The following is a 15,397-nucleotide window of genomic DNA, read 5'->3' on the forward strand; positions in this document are numbered from 1 at the left end:
TCCGCCCCACACCGAATCAACGCAAGGCGAGGACCGCATCTGCGAAGCGCTGCGGAGCGCCGTCGGCTAGGGATAGGAACAACGTCGGCTCGATGAGCTCGAACTCCATCACGATCGGATTTCCGGCGTCGTCCGGCACCACGTCGACGCGAGCGAACAGGCAGCGCGCCTCGAGCGTTGCAATCGCCTTATCTGCCACAGATCGTTCTTGCGGCGTGGCGACGACCGCCGCTTCGCCGGCTCCGCCGACGACGGCCAGGCGCTGGAACGCCTCCTTGCTCGCCGCGTGAGAATAAACGCCGTCGAGATAGACGAGAGCGCGTTCGCCGTACGTGTGCACGGACTCGAGAAAAGGCTGCACCATCGCAGCTCCGGTCGTGAGAAGCGCATCAAGGTGCTGCCGAGCGCTTCGATCTCCCGCTTCGACGATACGTACGCCGGATGTCGCCAGGCCGACCACGGGTTTGATCACTGCTTTGCGCCAGCGGCGCCGCGCGAGAAGTTTATCGAGATCCACAGGCCCCGCCGGATCGATCCATTCCGTCGGCACGATCGGCACACCGCGCGCGTCGAGATCGCGCAAATACGTCTTCACTGCATTGCGCTTGATCACGCTCGGCGGATTCCAGATCTGCGTGACTGCGCCGACGCGATCGAGCCAGCGCATGAATTGATCGAAGCGTTGATGATAGTCCCAGGTCGAGCGGATGATCACGGTGCCGGCTCGCGCCCAATCAACCTCGTCGTCGGTCCAGACCGCGGTTTTGACCGAAAAGCCGCGGCGCTCGAGCTCGTCCGCGCCCAATCGGTCGTCTGGATCGAGATCGGGCAGATCGGAGTAGGTCACAAATGTGTAGTCAGGCATGGTCTGCTTTGCGGCCGAACGTCACGCTCGCGAGAACGCCTGGCGGTGCGTCTTGCGCGAGTTGCAAATCTGGCGGCGTTCCGAGCGCATCGTTCACCGTGCAAAAAGCAAGCCGAAACGCGATAAGGGCGGTCGCATCGAATATATCCTGTTCCGATAGTCCGGCGGCGCGCAGCGCGTCGATGTCGGCGCGGGTCGTGCTGTTCGGATCGGCGGTCACCGCCGCAGCCCACGTGCTCAAGGCCCGCTCGCGCACCGTGAATGCCGGGGCGTCCTCCCCTCGCAAGAGCGACGCCGCGTTCGCATCGTCGCACAAGTCGGCGAGTTTGGAACCCCACGCAAGCGAGCAAGCCGAATCACCCAAGCGCGACGCCGTGCTTGAATTGAGGATCGCCACTTCGCGTGCGGAAAGCCGCGTTTGCGACGCGAGAAGCTGCCGCGCGTGAGAATAGGCGTGATGCACGTCTGGCCGCCACGCCCAAAGCCGCACGTAGTTCATGACATAGCCGTCATCGGACCGCGCCTGCTGTAGGAGCGTTTGGACGGCGTCATCCGCCGGCGGATCTGAAAGAAACATCTTCATGGCCCTTCTCTGACTTGAAGCCACGCGGCCTTACGGCGGCGTCACGTTGTTAGCCTTTCGGTGGAGCAGCGCGGCATCGCGGGAACGCAACTGAACACGACCGAACCGCATCGCGCATGTCCGTCGATGGTCCGAAACCGGTAAAATCGCCGCCCGCGTGGCTGGCGCGCATCGTCAGCTGGACGCATCGATGGTTGGGCTCGATGCGCCGCGCGATCGTGCCCCCGCAACTCTATTTGTTCGAGTTGAGCACGGCCCTGTGGACGGCGCAGTGTCTCAGCGCGATCGCGCGTCTCAACGTCGCGGATCGTCTGGCCGAGATGCCGCTATCGGCCCAGCAGCTTGCAGACGATCTCGGTCTTCATGCGCCGTCACTCTATCGCGTGTTGCGGTTGCTGTGCGGCTACGGCGTTTTTCACGAGGATCGGTCAGGACTCTTTTCGTTGACCCCGATCGGTCAGCGCCTTCGTTCGGATGTTCCCGACAGCGCGCGGGCGATGCTCGTCTACAACGGCCAGCCGTGGCAGACCGAACCATACTCGCACATCGAATACACGCTGCGGACCGGGAGGCCTTCGTTCGACCAGATCTTCGGCGCGCCGTTCTTCGAATATGCCGCCGGTCAACCGGAAGTTGCCAGGATCTTCGATGAAGCGATGACCTCAGTCGCATCGCTGCACGTCTCCGCGGTCTCACGCGCGTATGACTTCGGGGAAGTCGGGCTGCTCGCCGATATCGGCGGCGGTAACGGGTTGTTCTTGTCGCATCTGCTGGCCAAGCATCCTCGCCTGCGCGGCGTCCTCCTCGACTTACCGCATGCGGCGGCGACCGCCGCGGCAGCACTCGCGCGCGCCGGCGTTTCCGATCGCTGCACGGTCGAAGCCGGGAGCTTTTTCGATCGGGTTCCCGAAAACGCCGACGCCTATCTGCTCAGCCACGTCATGCATGACTGGGACGATGCGCGTTGTCGCGCGATATTGCGCAACTGCCGCCGCGCAATGCGCCCGAATTCTCGACTGCTCGTGGTGGACGTCGTCCTCGGGCGAGCTGATAACCGATTTGCTCAGGGCAAGCTCGCCGACATCCAGATGCTGCTCGTCCTCAGCGGACGGGAACGCACGGAGCCGGAATTCCGCGGGCTGCTCGAAAGCGAAGACTTTGTCATTCAGCGGATCGTGCCGACATCTGCGCCGGAGTCCATCATCGAAGCCGTTCCCAGGGGCGTGCGCTCGAGCCTACGAACGAACAACGCATGAGCGCAGACCGGGCCGCTGTAGACCTCGATCAGCTTCGCCACACGGCGGCGCACCTGCTCGCGCACGCCGTCGTCGATCTGTTCGGCTCTGACGTTCAACTTGCGATCGGTCCGTCGATCGAAGATGGCTTTTACTACGATTTTCGCAAACCCGCGCCGTTCGTGCCGGAGGACCTGCCTCGGATCGAGCAGCGCATGCGAGAACTCGTCGATAAGAATCTCCCGATGGCAGGCCGCGAGGTCAGCCGGTCCGAGGCGATCGCATATTATAAGGATAGAAATCAACCGTTCAAGCTCGAGCTCATAGACGGAATCCCCGCGAACGAACCCCTTTCGCTTTACACGATCGGCGAGTTCACGGACCTGTGTCGGGGCGGTCACGTCGCGTCAAGCAAGGAGGTAGGCGCTCTCAAGCTTACTTCTCTCGCGGGTGCATACTGGCGCGGGGACGAGCATCGGCCGATGCTCCAGCGCATCTACGGAACCGCGTTTGCGACGCAGACGGAGCTTGACGAACACCTTGCGCAGATGGAAGAGGCCGAGCGCCGCGACCATCGCAAACTCGGAAAGGAGCTGGACCTTTTCTCGATCGAGGAGGAAGCCGGCCCCGGACTGATCTTCTGGCATCCGAATGGCGGGCGCGTGCGTCAGGTCCTCGAGGAGTTCATTCGCGGCGAGTTGAGAAAGCGCGGCTACGAACCCGTCTACACGCCGCACGTCGTCAGCGAAGAGCTCTTCAGGATTTCCGGCCACGTGCAGTCGTTCTCCGAGAACATGTTCGCGCCGATCGAGGTCGACGAACAGCGCTATCGGCTCAAGCCGATGAACTGCCCCGGTCATATCCTCATCTATAAATCGCAGCCGCGCTCGTATCGCGATCTGCCTTTGCGTCTCGCCGAGTTCGGAACCGTCTACCGTTTCGAACGATCGGGGACGCTCCATGGACTCTTGCGCGTCCGAGGGATCACGCAAGACGACGCGCACCTATTCTGCACGCCGGAGCAGCTGCAGCAAGAATTCGAGAACACGGCCGATGCCGCGCTCACCGTTCTCAACGCGTTCAAATTCGAGAAGTATCGATTCTCCATCGGGACGCGGCCGGACAAGGCGATCGGCGAACCCGAGGTTTGGGAGCGTGCGACGAACGCGATCAAGCGGGCATGCGACAATGTCGGCCTTGCCTATGAGATCGAAGAGGGCGGCGGCGCTTTTTACGGACCGAAGCTCGACATCAACGTGAAAGATGCGATCGGGAGAGATTGGCAGCTCTCGACCATTCAAGCCGATTTCAATCTTCCGGAGCGATTCGATCTGAAGTACGCCGGCGCAGACGGAACGGATCACCGGCCGGTGATGATCCATCGGGCGCTTCTCGGCTCGCTCGAGCGGCTATTCGGCGTGCTCATCGAGCACTTCGGCGGCGCGTTTCCGGCGTGGCTCGCGCCGATCCAAGCCGTCGTCATGCCGATCACGGACGGCCAACTCGACTACGCGCGCCGTATCAATGAGACGCTGTTCGCAGGCGGATTCCGCAGCGAAGTCGATGCCTCGAACGAACGATTGCAGAAAAAGATCCGAACGCAGCAATTGCGGAAGATCCCGTACATGATCGTCGTCGGCAAGACAGAGGCCGCCGACGGAACGGTCAACATCCGGGCTCGCTCCGGTGAGCAGCGCACGATGACGCTGGAATCGTTCGTCGCCGAGCTCGCCGCAGAGGTGGCGGCGCGCGCCTGATCGCGCTGTCGCTCGATCAGCTCGCCTCGGCGGTTTCCGTGCTTGGCCTTGGCGCCTTCACCATCTCGGGCGTCATCGAGGCCAGACGGAAGGATATGGACGTCGTCGGTGCCGCCGCCGTCGCTTTTATCACGGCGGTTGGCGGTGGGACCGTTCGCGATGTCTTACTCGACCGCTATCCGATCTTCTGGATCCAGGACCAGCGTTATGCGATCTATATATTCGCGATCGCCGTCGTCTCTTTCTACAGCTTGCGATCTACCCGCCTCGCGAAGAGCGCAATCCTGATACCTGACGCGCTCGGGCTCGGCCTTTTCGCGGTTACTGGAGCGACGTATGCGATGGAGAGCAACGTTTCGTTTTTCATCGCGCTGCTCATGGGCGTGATCACGGGCGTGTTCGGCGGTGTGCTGCGTGACGTCATCTGCAACGAGATCCCGACGGTATTCGCACGGACGCAGCTTTATGCGACGTGCGCCTTGTTCGGAGCGCTCGTCTTCATGGTACTGGATCGAGCCGGCGTCGCGGCGGAGATCGCGGTTCCTTCGGGTGTGCTCGTCACATTGGCGCTGAGACTTGCCGCGATCCGCTTCAACATCACGCTCCCCCTCCCGCGCTAGAGCACAATCTTACCGAAGGGCCGATGAAGGGGCCGACGTCAGTCGGCCCTCGTTTCTTTAAAGCGGCCGACGTTTTGCCGCGGAGAGCCCGAGAACCGTGGTAGCAGCGGCAAGCGTCACGATGAGAACCACGTCTGCGATCGACGTAAACCCGAAGCGCCACGAGACGCCGGCGGCGGCGATCTCCGGCGCATGAATGGCAAGCGCACCAATGGCCCAGACCAACGATGTGGCAATGACCAAGCGCAGTCCCCAAATCGAGCCGCGCAAGCAGAGCACCGCGCCGAAGATCTGCACCGCATACGCCGCGCAGAGCACAATAACGGCCGCCCAGACCGAAACACCGAGTCGCGCCGGCTCGCGGAATTCAAAGTCTTCCAGCACGTGCGGCAACGTCGCGACGAGCAGGACTAACGAGAGCAGACCCGCGCGAAGGTGTGCCGACCGATGCGCCGTCAAGGGCACGAGGTGCGGCTCTCGAATCGAAATCCCATGCGTTTGCTCGGCATCGAAACCTCGTGCGACGACACGGCCGCGGCGGTAGTCGTGGATGGCCGGATCGCGGAGTCAAACGTTCTGGCCAGCCAAGATGAATTCCACCGCGAATATGGCGGCGTCGTGCCGGAAATCGCCAGCCGAAAACATGTCGAGACGGTGAATGCCGTGATCGAAGCGGCGTTGGCGCGCGCCAACCGCACGTTCGACGACATCGACGGAGTTGCTGTCACGTGCGGTCCCGGCCTCGCGGGATCGCTCGTTGTCGGCGTGGCCGCGGCCCAAGCGCTTGCCTTTGCGCGCGACCTGCCGGCATATGCTATCAATCACCTGCACGGCCATCTCTTCGCGAACTTTCTCACCGATCCAGACGAGCCCGACCGCGCGACGCCTGAGACCCCCTTCGTCTGCCTCGTGGTCTCAGGCGGACACACCGATCTCATCGAGGTTCAAGAGCCCGGTCATCACCGCGTCATCGGGCGGACGCTCGACGACGCGGCAGGCGAAGCGTATGATAAAGTAGCGAGGTTGTTGGGGTTGGGCTTCCCGGGCGGCCCGCTGCTCGACGCGCTGGCGCGCGATGGAAATCCGCGCGCGTTTCGCTTTCCACGTGCGCTCATGGACGATTCCACATTCGACTTCTCGTTCTCCGGACTCAAGACTTCCGTCCGCTATCACCTCGACGCGCATCCTGAGGATGCGCAACTGCGCGCCGCCGATGTCGCCGCGAGCTTCCAAGCCGCCGTCGTCGATGTGTTGTGCGCGAAAACGCTTCGCGCCGCTCGGGCTCTGGGAGTGCGGACGATCGCCCTGGCCGGCGGCGTGTCCGCAAACTCGCTTCTCCGATCGCAGCTGCGTGCGCTCGGCCAAGCCGAGGGCTTGCGCGTCCTTGTGCCGCCGCTCGCCTTCTGCACAGACAACGCGGCGATGATCGCGTGCGCCGCCTATTATCGCGGCGATCTCGCACGCGTCAATCCGGACGATCTGCGCGCAGATCCCAACTTCGCATGGTAAAGGCATAGAGGTGACGTCGATGATCGCTCCATTGCTTCTCGCACTCTCGATCGCGCCGCCGCATAGCGCCCACGCCTCGACGTGGAGTTCGGGTATTTCCAGCGGCTCCGCACCGGTCGCCGTCGCCGTCGGATTTCGTGCCCCAGATTTCTCGCTCCCAACTTTGGACAATCGCACCGTCAGACTCAGCGACTACCGCGGGAACGCCGTGCTCCTGAATTTCTTCGCGAGCTGGTGCCCGGCGTGTCAAGATGAAATGCCGATCTTTGTGAAGACGGCCCCGGTGCTTGCTTCGTCGCATATCGACTTCCTCGGCGTTGACGTGTCGGAAGAAGACTCCGTCGTAGGCGATTTCGCCAAACATTACTCCGCCACGACGTACCCGCTTGCTCTTGACCGGAACGGTGACGAGTACAGGGCGTACGGCTTCAAGGCCATCCCGACCACTCTCGTTCTCGACTCGGACGGCATCATCGCCTATCGTCTGACCGGCGGCGAGACCGACGCGAAAGACCTCTCCGACATACTGCGCTCTGTTGCACTCCGACAGGAGGGCGACATCGTGGAGGGGGATGCCGTGATCCGCACGATGCGCTACGACATCGCATCCGGATCCGATCGCGGTGCTCTGACCGTGATCGTGATCGACGACAGTAACGGTTCGTTGGGCGTGCGAGTGACGGAGAAATGGGCGGACCTTGGAACCGTCGCCTCCGCCGTCGGCTCGATCGCGGCCGACGGTACGATAGACTTCGGCTCGCAGCGGCTGCCGCCGCTATCGCGACTCGTACTGCCATATTTTGCGAACGAGCTCGAACAGGAGGCGGCATCGAAGTCGACGGTTTCGTCGGTCACGGGAGGTTTCGCCACTAGCGTTCGGTTTGCGCTTTCGACATCGAAAGGGGGCGGCCGGGAGACGATTTCGGAACGGATGACCGCGCAGGATGTTTCCGGTTCGCAAGGCGGATACGCGGCCTCGGGGATAGTTCTCTACAGCACTTCCAGCAAGACTCCCATCGCCGGAAAGTTTGCGGTTTCAGCGAGCGGGCAAAGCGACACGCCCGGCACGTACAGTTTCACGTTACAATCGAAGCCGAGCCGGTAGAGATCTGACAGGGCGCCCGTTCACACCGCGGCGCCGGCTTCCTTGCCTTCGCCCGCGCGCATGATCTTCAGGAAGTTCGTGCGGCCTCGCACGCCGAGCGGCGTGCCGCCCACGACGACCGCAGCCTCGCCATGCTGGATCACGCCGCGCGCGAGGAGATCGGCTTCGACTGCCTCCATCATCTCCTCGGTCGTCCGCTCGAAGTCCGTCACAGTCGCGAAGACGCCCCAATCCGTGGCCAGACGGCGCGCGACGCTCGAGTCCGGCACATACGCGTAGACAGGGACCGGCGGCTTATCCTTGCTCACGATGCGCGCGGAAAAACCTGAGCGCGTGAATGCGGCGATCGCGCGCACATCCATGTGTTCGGCGATGTGGCATGCGGCGTTCGCGATAGCGTGCGAATCTTCGCGCACGCGGCGCCGGCGGCGCTCGCGCGGCGGAAACGCGGTCTCGGCTTCGCGCGCGATGCGCACCATCGTCTGCACGGCCTCCACCGGGTACTCGCCCGACGCGGTCTCTCCGGATAGCATGATCCCGTCGCTTCCGTCGATGATCGCGTTCGCCACGTCCGATGCCTCGGCGCGCGTCGGACGCGGACTGTGGATCATGGACTCGAGCATCTGCGTCGCGGTGATCACGGGTATGAGGTGTTCGCCTGCCTTGGCGATGATGTGTTTCTGCATGGTGGGCACGCGCTCGGGCGCCATCTCCACGCCGAGATCTCCGCGCGCCACCATTGCGCCATCCGAACGCGCAAGGATCTCGTCAAGCCGTTCGATGGCTTCCGGCTTTTCGATCTTTGCGAACACCGGCGTATCGCCGCCGGCATCGCGGACTGCGTTCTTCGCGTCCTCGACGTCGTGCGGATGCCGGACGAACGAGAGCGCGATGAAATCCGCGCCGAGTTTCACCGCATAGGCAAGATCGATACGGTCCTTCTCGGTGAGTGCCGGCGACGAAACGTTGACCCCGGGCAGATTGATGCCTTTATGTTCGCCGAGCAAGCCTCCGCACACGACGACCGTTTTGACCGACGTGCCGGTCGTGCTGATCACGCGTAATTCGAGATTTCCGTCGTCGAGCAAAATTCGATCACCGGCACGCACATCGCGCGCGAGCGCCAAGTACGGCGTGCTGACGCATCGCGAGTCGCCGACTCGGGCGACTGTCGTGATCTCAAACTCATCGCCGACAGAGAGCGCTATCGGACGGCCGTCCACGAGATCGCCGATGCGAAGTTTCGGTCCCTGAAGATCTGCTAGAACAGCGACGTGTCGGTCGGCTTCTCGCGCTGCAGCGCGAACGAGATCGAGCGATAGGGCGAAATTCTCATGGGACGCATGGGAAAAATTTACTCTGAAAACATCGACGCCCGCGGCAACGAGCCGACGGACGGTGGCTTGGTCGTTGCTTGCAGGACCAAGCGTCGCGACGATTTTGGTCCTGCGAATCCAAGTGTTGACTGTATCGTCCATGAAAATATGATTTGTGCCACAGGCGGCTATGCGCCTCCAAGCGGCGGGTGATGCAGTGCCTGCGCCGAAGCGTTACAGCCAGCTATCATCCGCGAAGGAGAGCGCGAATGTTGCCCATCTATCGACGATTCGGGTCCGCCGTCGGAGCAGCTTTGCTCGCTGCTGCGCTGTTCACCATCGCATCGTGCGGCGGCCAGAACTCCGTCACCCCAACCGCGCATCCCGGCCAAATCGGCAACGCTGAACGAGTCGCGCAGCCCGCGGCGACGGCGTCACCGATTCAACTTGTCCCCGGCACCACGATCGGCACCGATGTCTTCCCCAGAGGTGATACGTCCACCGGCGGCCAGGGGCAGACCGTGAACGGCATCCCGTGCCAAAAATCGCTGCAGCCAACGTTTCATCACCACGTCCATCTCTCGCTTTTCGTCAATGGCGAGCAGATCGCGATTCCGATCGGCACCGGGATGAAGAATCCCGGACATGGGAATTACATCTACCACGCGGACTGCTTCTACTGGCTGCATACGCATGACGAGACGGGCATCATCCATATGGAAGCGCCGACGTCGCGCTTCTACAACCTGCACGACTACTTCTACGAATGGGGCGAACCGTTGAGCTCTAACGATGTGGCCGGATATACCGGCACGGTCACGGTTTTCCTCAACGGCGTGCAGCAATCGATCGATCCGCGAACGATACAATTCAGCCCATATCTGCAGATCACGCTTGAGGTCGGCTCGCCCGTCGTGACGCCGCCGACATACATCTTCCCGCCGAACTACAAGTAGCCGGCGGCCGTCAGCCACGAGCTGACGCCTTCGGCGACCACCTCGCGCTCGACGTCGTGCAGACGTTCGAGCGCTTTGTTTTCATCATCGCCCGGCAACAGCGGGCAGGTGCGGCGCGCCAGCACAGGCCCTCGATCGACGTCGGCCGTGATCTGGATCAGGGTTGCGCCCGTCATGCGAGCGCCGAAGGCCAACGCATCGCGCAGGGCGTGTGCGCCGCGAAAAACGGGAGTCACGCTTCCGTCTGGCAGCGCGACGTCGTCGGCGAGCGGGTCGTCGGGAAGAAACGCCGGATGAAGGTTGAGAATGCCTGAAAAACCGGCGTTGACGAACGACGCATCGAGGACATGCATCCAGCCGAGCAAGAGCACAAGCTCGATGCGGTGCGCCCGCGCGTCCGCCGCTAGGCGTGCGCCGTATGCCGCGCGCGATTCGGCATGCCGGTCGAACGGGGCGATGAGCACGGGAATGCCGGCGCGCGACGCGCGCTCAATCGCAAACGCATCGCGCGCCGTCGAGACCACGAGCCGGATGTCGAGGGGCAACGCTTCCTTCGCCGCCAGGTCGATCACGTGTTGCAGATTGGTGCCTGCACCCGAGACGAAGATCGCGGTCGGGATTTTTCGCCCGCGACGCGAGGCGGCGGACTCGTTCACGCGATGATGACGGCCGGTCCGCAAGCGTGCCGTGGTTCGATCTCACCGACGACCGATGCCGTGGCGCCCGCCGCATCCATGACCGGGTGGTCTTTCAACGCGGCGCGCGCCGCCGCAAGCGCCGCAGCCTTGTCGGCGGCGGCGACAACCATGCAGAATCCAACGCCCATGTTCAGGGTGCGATGCGCATCTTCCATTGAAAGTTCGGCGGCTTCCGCGATCATCGCGACGATAGCCGGTAGGGACCAAGCACTGCGGTCAAACCGGGCCGCAAGATGACCGGGTAGGATGCGCGGCAGGTTCTCGATCAGGCCGCCGCCCGTGATGTGCGCCATCGCCTTGACGGTGACGCCCGCGGCCTGCACCGCGCGCACGTACCGAAGATAGCTCGGATGGACGGCGAGCAGCGCGTCGCCGATCGTCCGGTCGGATCCCGCGAGCCGTTCAACCCAGCGCTCGGGTGTGAGGACGCTCCGCGCAAGCGAGTAGCCGTTCGTGTGCAGTCCGTTCGCCGGCAAGGCGATGATGGCGTCGCCTGCGCTGACAGTCGACGGGTCTGCGAGAGCATCCCGCTCCGCCGCGCCGACGATCGTGCCGGCGATGTCGAAATGCGCTTCGGCGTACACGCCCGGCATCTCGGCCGTCTCGCCGCCGAGCAGCGCCGCGCCATTTTCAGCGCACGCTTTTGCGACGCCACCGACGACGCGCGCCGCCACATCCGGATCAAGCTTGCCGACGGCATAGTAGTCGAGGAAGAACAGCGGCTGCGCGTTGACGCACAAGATGTCGTTCACGCAATGATTGACGAGATCTTGGCCGACGGTATCGTAGCGATGCAAGGCCGCCGCGATGAGCACTTTCGTGCCCACGCCGTCCGTGCTCGCGACGAGCACAGGATCGCGATAGCCGCGAAATTCGAAGCAGCCTCCGAATCCGCCGATGCCGTCCAGGATACGCGGATCCCGGCTGCGCTGCGCGATCTCGCGATAGCGTGCGACCGCCTCATTTCCGGCAGTGATGTCCACGCCTGCCGCTGCGTAACGGTCGGTCATGCGATCACGTTCGGTGGGGCCTGAGCGTCGTCATTCAGCGAGCAGCGCGCGGGAATCGCCGTTCGAGTTCGTCGGCGACGGTTTCGATACCGTGCACGAGACCATCGGTGAGGTCGCCCTGCTTGATACGCGACGACACGGCTGCCGCGACGTGGTCCCAGAATTCCTGGCCGACTTGTTGGTGAATGCCGACATCGCCCAGCACGACGAACTCGCGTCGCGTTGGCGCGACGAAGAAAAGAATGCCGTTTCGTTCGGGCGTTGCCGTCAATCCGAGTCGATCAAACGCGCGTTCCGCGGTCTTCCTCAACTCCCCCCAGAAATGCGGAGCGAGCGAGACGTGTATCGGCGCCGACGTGCGGAGCTCCGCTGCGGCTATGGCCGATTCGATGCGCTTCGTATCGATATGCCGCACCAATCTGCGGTGCACGAAATGCTTCACCATGATCCCGAAGCGCCTCCGCCGCCGCCCATGCCGCCGCCTCCCGAAAAGCCGCCGCCGCCGGAGTAGCCCCCACCGGACGACCCGCCGCCGCGTCCACCGCCGAGGATGCTGAACAACAACCACATCGCCATGGCCGGACTGCGGATGAACAGCAGGATAAAACCGATGATGATGAGCCCGATGATGATCGCCCCGATGGGGCTGAACGATGTATCGGACGATCCCGAGCCTTCGTCGCCGCCCATCGGCTGCAACGGCACGCCCTTCATCTCCGGTGCCGGGCTGCCGTCGATGAGTGCGAGGATTTGGGCGACGCCATTCGTGATCGCCGCGTCGTTGTCTCCCGCCTTGATCGAAGGCGTGATCACGTTGCGGACGATTTCGGACGCGGCCGCGTCCGTCACGGAGGATTCTAGTCCGTAGCCGACCTCGATGCGCAATTTTCGGTCTTGCGGAAAAACGAAGAGAACGAGACCGTCATCGAGCCCCTTGCGCCCGACTTTCCACGCGGTGAACGCGTTGATCGTGTAGTCCTCGAGGGCGACGTCGCCTGTGGTCGTGCCGATGTAGACCAGGACTTGGTGCCCGGTGCGCTGCTCGTATGCTTGCAAGTCCGCGTCCAGCGCCGTTCGGGCTTGCGCTGAAAGAAAGCCGCTCTGATCCGTGACCCAGCGCGCGGGGACCGGCGGCGCAGGCGATGCCGCGCGCACAGCGGGCGCACCGCCGCACAACGCGAGGACGGCGCACAGCGCGAAGCATGTCCGGACGAAGGCAGACCTCACGCGTTAGAATGTCACCTTCGGTGCATTCTCTGCTCCGCTTTGCGCTTGGAAGTACGGCTTCTCTGCGAATCGCGACCCGAAGAAGTTGGCGAAGAAGACCGTTGGGAAGCTCTGCCGCGTGGTGTTGAACGCTTGCGCCGCCTCGTTGTACCGCATGCGCTCGACGGCGATCCGGTTCTCAGTGCCCTCCAATTGCGCTTGCAGCGTCAAGAAGTTCTCGTTGGCCTTAAGATCCGGATAACGCTCGACGGTGACGAGCAAACGCGAAAGTGCAGACGTCAACCCATCCTGCGCTTGCTGGAACTGCGCGAAGGCGCGCGGATCGCTCGTGATGCCGGCAGTGCCGCCGGCTGTGACCTGCCCGACCTTCGAGCGCGCTTCGGCCACGGCGATATACGTGCTCTTCTCGAAGTTCGCCACACCCTTGACGGTGGCCACGAGATTCGGTATCAGATCTGCCCGCCGCTGGTAGACGTTTTCGACCTGGCCCCATTGCGCTTGTGTCGCCTGATCCAGCGTGACAAGGTTGTTGTACGCTCCGGCGGCGCCGCCCGCAGTGATGAGCGCCACGATAAGAATGACCAAGCCGCATCCCAGCGCGGTTTTATTCGCCACCGGCTAACCCTCCGATAAGTAATCCATAAGAATTAGATAGCGCTTCGTTATCCCCAGGTCGTAATGCGCCCTGCGGCGAAATTCGCGCCGCTTCGTGATCATAGAGCATTAGACGGCCTCCGCCATCCGCGCCGGCCTCCGAAAGGACTTCCAACAGCGATGAAAATCACCGTCACCTCCGGCAAGCCGGAGGCGGTAAGCGCCGACGCCCTTGTCTTGAGCCTTCACTCCGACGACGATCTTCCGGCAGCGGCGCGCTCGATCGACAAGAGCCTGAGCGGCGTCATCACCGACCTTCGCCGTTCGAACGAGTTCAAAGGACGGCGCGGCGAAGAGACCGTGATTCCGATCTCGGGTGGTCTCCCTGCAAAGCGACTGATCCTTGTGGGGCTCGGCCCTCAGGCAGATTTCGCGCCCTCAGCGTTGACCGCTGCTGTTGGCGGCGCCGTGCGCGCCGCGGCCCGGCGTGGACTCTCGTCGATCGCATTTGCACTGCCTGACCTCAAAGCGGCTGATCTAGAAGCAGCCGGAGAACTTGCGGCCGAAGGCGCCGTCATGGCGACGTTTGATCCAGCTTCGTACCGAAGCAAGCGCGAGACGCGCACGGATGCCGTGAAATCCCTCACGCTCGTCGCCACGAAGGCCGGCGCGGTGCGAGCGCTCAAGTCGGGCGTGAACCGCGGTGTCATCCTAGGCGATGCAGCAAATATCGCGCGCCGTCTCGTCAACACGCCATCGAACGACATGACGCCGACGGAGATGGCTAAGCGCGCGAAAGAGATCGCCAAAGAGTTCGGCCTGAAGTTCCACGTGCTCGAACGCGCCGACATGAAGAAACTGGGTATGGGTTCCATGCTCTCGGTCGCAGCCGGCAGCGAGGAGCCGCCCAAGATGATCGCCATGGAATATCGAGGAGATAAGAAGAGCAAAGACGTGCTTGGCTTCGTCGGCAAGGGCATCACGTTCGATACGGGCGGTATCTCGCTCAAGCCGGCGCAAGACATGGATGCGATGAAAGGCGACATGGCGGGTGGCGCTACGGTCATCGGCGCGATGGCGGCGATCGCCCAACTCAAACCAAAGGTCAACGTCGTCGCGGTCATCTGCGCCACCGAGAACATGCCGTCCGGCAAAGCCACGAAACCCGGCGACGTCGTGCGCGCGATGAACGGCAAGAGCATCGAAGTCATCAATACCGACGCCGAGGGTCGCCTCGTATTGGCCGATGGGCTGTGCTATGCGCGCAAGTTGGGCGCGACGCGGCTTTTGGATATCGCGACGCTGACCGGAGCGGTTGTGGTCGCGCTCGGCAACACCACGACAGGTGTGCTGTCAAACGATCGCGCGTTCGTCGACGCATTCCACGCCGCAGCCGACCGGTACGACGAGCGTTATTGGGAGCTGCCGTTATATCCGGAATATGCAGACTTGATCCGCAGTCCGATCGCCGACATGAAGAACAGCGGCGGCCGACCAGCCGGCACCATTTTCGGCGCTATGTTCATCAAAGAGTTCGTGGACGACCGGCCTTGGATCCACCTCGACATCGCCGGGACGTCTACCACCGATAAGGACCAGGGACATCTCGCGAAGGGTCCGACAGGTGTGGCTTTGCGCCCGCTCGTGCGGCTGGCAGAGCTTTTGCCGTCGCGTCGTCTCAACGGCAAAGCGGATGAGAAAGCTCACGCCCGCTTCCGCCGGTCCTAACGCCGAAGGGGCCGACGTGTCGAAGGGGCCGACGCTCGTCGGCCCATGCGGAACGATTCGAAGGGGCCGACCCTAGTCGGCCCACGTTCGCGGCCCATTAGTCCCTGAAGGGGCCGGCGTTACGCCGGCCCAACTCGATTGCATGGTGAACGTGAATCGAGCGTTGCTCGTATGCGCCGTCGCTGCTTCGCTCA

General features: G+C 63.1%; 16 protein-coding genes. 7 read left to right on the plus strand and 9 right to left on the minus strand.

Annotation, left to right across the window (positions count from 1 at the left end; translation table 11 throughout):
- Positions 1-16 precede the first annotated feature (16 nt).
- Positions 17-865, minus strand: a complete 849-nt coding sequence (locus tag VKT51_05645; protein HLJ83639.1) for a hypothetical protein — start codon at positions 863-865, stop codon at positions 17-19.
- Positions 858-1,448 (minus strand): hypothetical protein, encoded by a 591-nt coding sequence (locus VKT51_05650; GenBank protein HLJ83640.1) that lies wholly within the window; start codon positions 1,446-1,448, stop codon positions 858-860. The genes VKT51_05645 and VKT51_05650 overlap by 8 nt, the downstream gene beginning before the upstream one ends.
- A gap of 116 nt (positions 1,449-1,564) precedes the next feature.
- Between VKT51_05650 and VKT51_05655 the strand changes: the two genes are divergently transcribed.
- The 3 genes from VKT51_05655 to VKT51_05665 are packed head-to-tail and all read left to right on the plus strand — an operon-like array spanning position 1,565 to position 5,060.
- Positions 1,565-2,704: a methyltransferase gene (locus VKT51_05655; GenBank protein HLJ83641.1), complete on the plus strand. Its 1,140-nt coding sequence runs from the start codon at positions 1,565-1,567 to the stop codon at positions 2,702-2,704.
- Positions 2,701-4,440, plus strand: coding sequence for a threonine--tRNA ligase (gene thrS / locus VKT51_05660; protein HLJ83642.1), 1,740 nt, complete (start codon positions 2,701-2,703; stop codon positions 4,438-4,440). The genes VKT51_05655 and thrS overlap by 4 nt, the downstream gene beginning before the upstream one ends.
- 38 nt (positions 4,441-4,478) lie before the next feature.
- On the plus strand, positions 4,479-5,060 hold the full coding sequence (locus VKT51_05665) for a trimeric intracellular cation channel family protein (protein ID HLJ83643.1): 582 nt from the start codon (positions 4,479-4,481) through the stop codon (positions 5,058-5,060).
- A gap of 57 nt (positions 5,061-5,117) precedes the next feature.
- Here VKT51_05665 and VKT51_05670 read toward each other — a convergent pair whose 3' ends face one another.
- Positions 5,118-5,519, minus strand: coding sequence for a hypothetical protein (locus tag VKT51_05670; protein ID HLJ83644.1), 402 nt, complete (start codon positions 5,517-5,519; stop codon positions 5,118-5,120).
- A gap of 33 nt (positions 5,520-5,552) precedes the next feature.
- Between VKT51_05670 and tsaD the strand changes: the two genes are divergently transcribed.
- Both tsaD and VKT51_05680 read left to right on the plus strand, forming a co-directional pair.
- Positions 5,553-6,569, plus strand: a complete 1,017-nt coding sequence (gene tsaD / locus VKT51_05675; protein ID HLJ83645.1) for a tRNA (adenosine(37)-N6)-threonylcarbamoyltransferase complex transferase subunit TsaD — start codon at positions 5,553-5,555, stop codon at positions 6,567-6,569.
- Positions 6,570-6,588: 19 nt separating this feature from the next.
- On the plus strand, positions 6,589-7,674 hold the full coding sequence (locus VKT51_05680) for a TlpA disulfide reductase family protein (GenBank protein HLJ83646.1): 1,086 nt from the start codon (positions 6,589-6,591) through the stop codon (positions 7,672-7,674).
- Positions 7,675-7,694: 20 nt separating this feature from the next.
- On the opposite strand, the gene pyk is transcribed toward VKT51_05680, so the two are convergent.
- On the minus strand, positions 7,695-9,152 hold the full coding sequence (pyk, locus tag VKT51_05685) for a pyruvate kinase (GenBank protein HLJ83647.1): 1,458 nt from the start codon (positions 9,150-9,152) through the stop codon (positions 7,695-7,697).
- Positions 9,153-9,259: 107 nt separating this feature from the next.
- Between pyk and VKT51_05690 the strand changes: the two genes are divergently transcribed.
- Complete coding sequence (locus VKT51_05690) at positions 9,260-9,946, plus strand: hypothetical protein (protein ID HLJ83648.1); 687 nt, start codon at positions 9,260-9,262, stop codon at positions 9,944-9,946.
- Here the strand turns inward: VKT51_05690 and VKT51_05695 are convergent.
- Genes VKT51_05695 through VKT51_05715 form a run of 5 tightly spaced genes read right to left on the minus strand, consistent with a single transcriptional unit; the run spans position 9,937 to position 13,496 of the window.
- Positions 9,937-10,602, minus strand: coding sequence for a formyltransferase family protein (locus VKT51_05695; protein HLJ83649.1), 666 nt, complete (start codon positions 10,600-10,602; stop codon positions 9,937-9,939). The two genes, VKT51_05690 and VKT51_05695, sit on opposite strands and share 10 nt — an antisense overlap.
- Entirely contained in the window at positions 10,599-11,654 is a 1,056-nt protein-coding gene (purM, locus tag VKT51_05700) for a phosphoribosylformylglycinamidine cyclo-ligase (GenBank protein ID HLJ83650.1), read from the minus strand. Before purM ends, VKT51_05695 begins: the two co-directional genes overlap by 4 nt.
- Before the next feature lie 34 nt (positions 11,655-11,688).
- Positions 11,689-12,099, minus strand: coding sequence for a TPM domain-containing protein (locus VKT51_05705; protein HLJ83651.1), 411 nt, complete (start codon positions 12,097-12,099; stop codon positions 11,689-11,691).
- A complete protein-coding gene (locus VKT51_05710) occupies positions 12,093-12,881 on the minus strand; it encodes a TPM domain-containing protein (GenBank protein ID HLJ83652.1) in 789 nt (262 codons plus the stop codon). The genes VKT51_05705 and VKT51_05710 overlap by 7 nt, the downstream gene beginning before the upstream one ends.
- A gap of 3 nt (positions 12,882-12,884) precedes the next feature.
- Complete coding sequence (locus tag VKT51_05715) at positions 12,885-13,496, minus strand: LemA family protein (GenBank protein HLJ83653.1); 612 nt, start codon at positions 13,494-13,496, stop codon at positions 12,885-12,887.
- 159 nt (positions 13,497-13,655) lie between these two features.
- Between VKT51_05715 and VKT51_05720 the strand changes: the two genes are divergently transcribed.
- Positions 13,656-15,203, plus strand: coding sequence for a leucyl aminopeptidase (locus tag VKT51_05720; protein ID HLJ83654.1), 1,548 nt, complete (start codon positions 13,656-13,658; stop codon positions 15,201-15,203).
- The last annotated feature ends 194 nt before the right edge of the window (positions 15,204-15,397 follow it).

The sequence above is a fragment of the Candidatus Eremiobacteraceae bacterium genome, from assembly GCA_035295225.1.
Lineage (GTDB): Bacteria > Vulcanimicrobiota > Vulcanimicrobiia > Eremiobacterales > Eremiobacteraceae > JABCYQ01.

Excerpts from the sequence above, each read along its gene's own strand:
- VKT51_05645 (HLJ83639.1), bottom strand. The coding sequence starts at position 865 with ATGCCTGACTACACATTTGTGACCTACTCCGATCTGCCCGATCTCGAT.
- VKT51_05720 (HLJ83654.1), top strand. The coding sequence starts at position 13,656 with ATGAAAATCACCGTCACCTCCGGCAAGCCGGAGGCGGTAAGCGCCGAC.
- VKT51_05655 (HLJ83641.1), top strand. The coding sequence starts at position 1,565 with ATGTCCGTCGATGGTCCGAAACCGGTAAAATCGCCGCCCGCGTGGCTG.
- VKT51_05650 (HLJ83640.1), bottom strand. The coding sequence starts at position 1,448 with ATGAAGATGTTTCTTTCAGATCCGCCGGCGGATGACGCCGTCCAAACG.
- thrS (HLJ83642.1), top strand. The coding sequence starts at position 2,701 with ATGAGCGCAGACCGGGCCGCTGTAGACCTCGATCAGCTTCGCCACACG.
- VKT51_05705 (HLJ83651.1), bottom strand. The coding sequence starts at position 12,099 with ATGGTGAAGCATTTCGTGCACCGCAGATTGGTGCGGCATATCGATACG.
- tsaD (HLJ83645.1), top strand. The coding sequence starts at position 5,553 with ATGCGTTTGCTCGGCATCGAAACCTCGTGCGACGACACGGCCGCGGCG.
- pyk (HLJ83647.1), bottom strand. The coding sequence starts at position 9,152 with ATGGACGATACAGTCAACACTTGGATTCGCAGGACCAAAATCGTCGCG.
- VKT51_05690 (HLJ83648.1), top strand. The coding sequence starts at position 9,260 with ATGTTGCCCATCTATCGACGATTCGGGTCCGCCGTCGGAGCAGCTTTG.
- purM (HLJ83650.1), bottom strand. The coding sequence starts at position 11,654 with ATGACCGACCGTTACGCAGCGGCAGGCGTGGACATCACTGCCGGAAAT.
- VKT51_05680 (HLJ83646.1), top strand. The coding sequence starts at position 6,589 with ATGATCGCTCCATTGCTTCTCGCACTCTCGATCGCGCCGCCGCATAGC.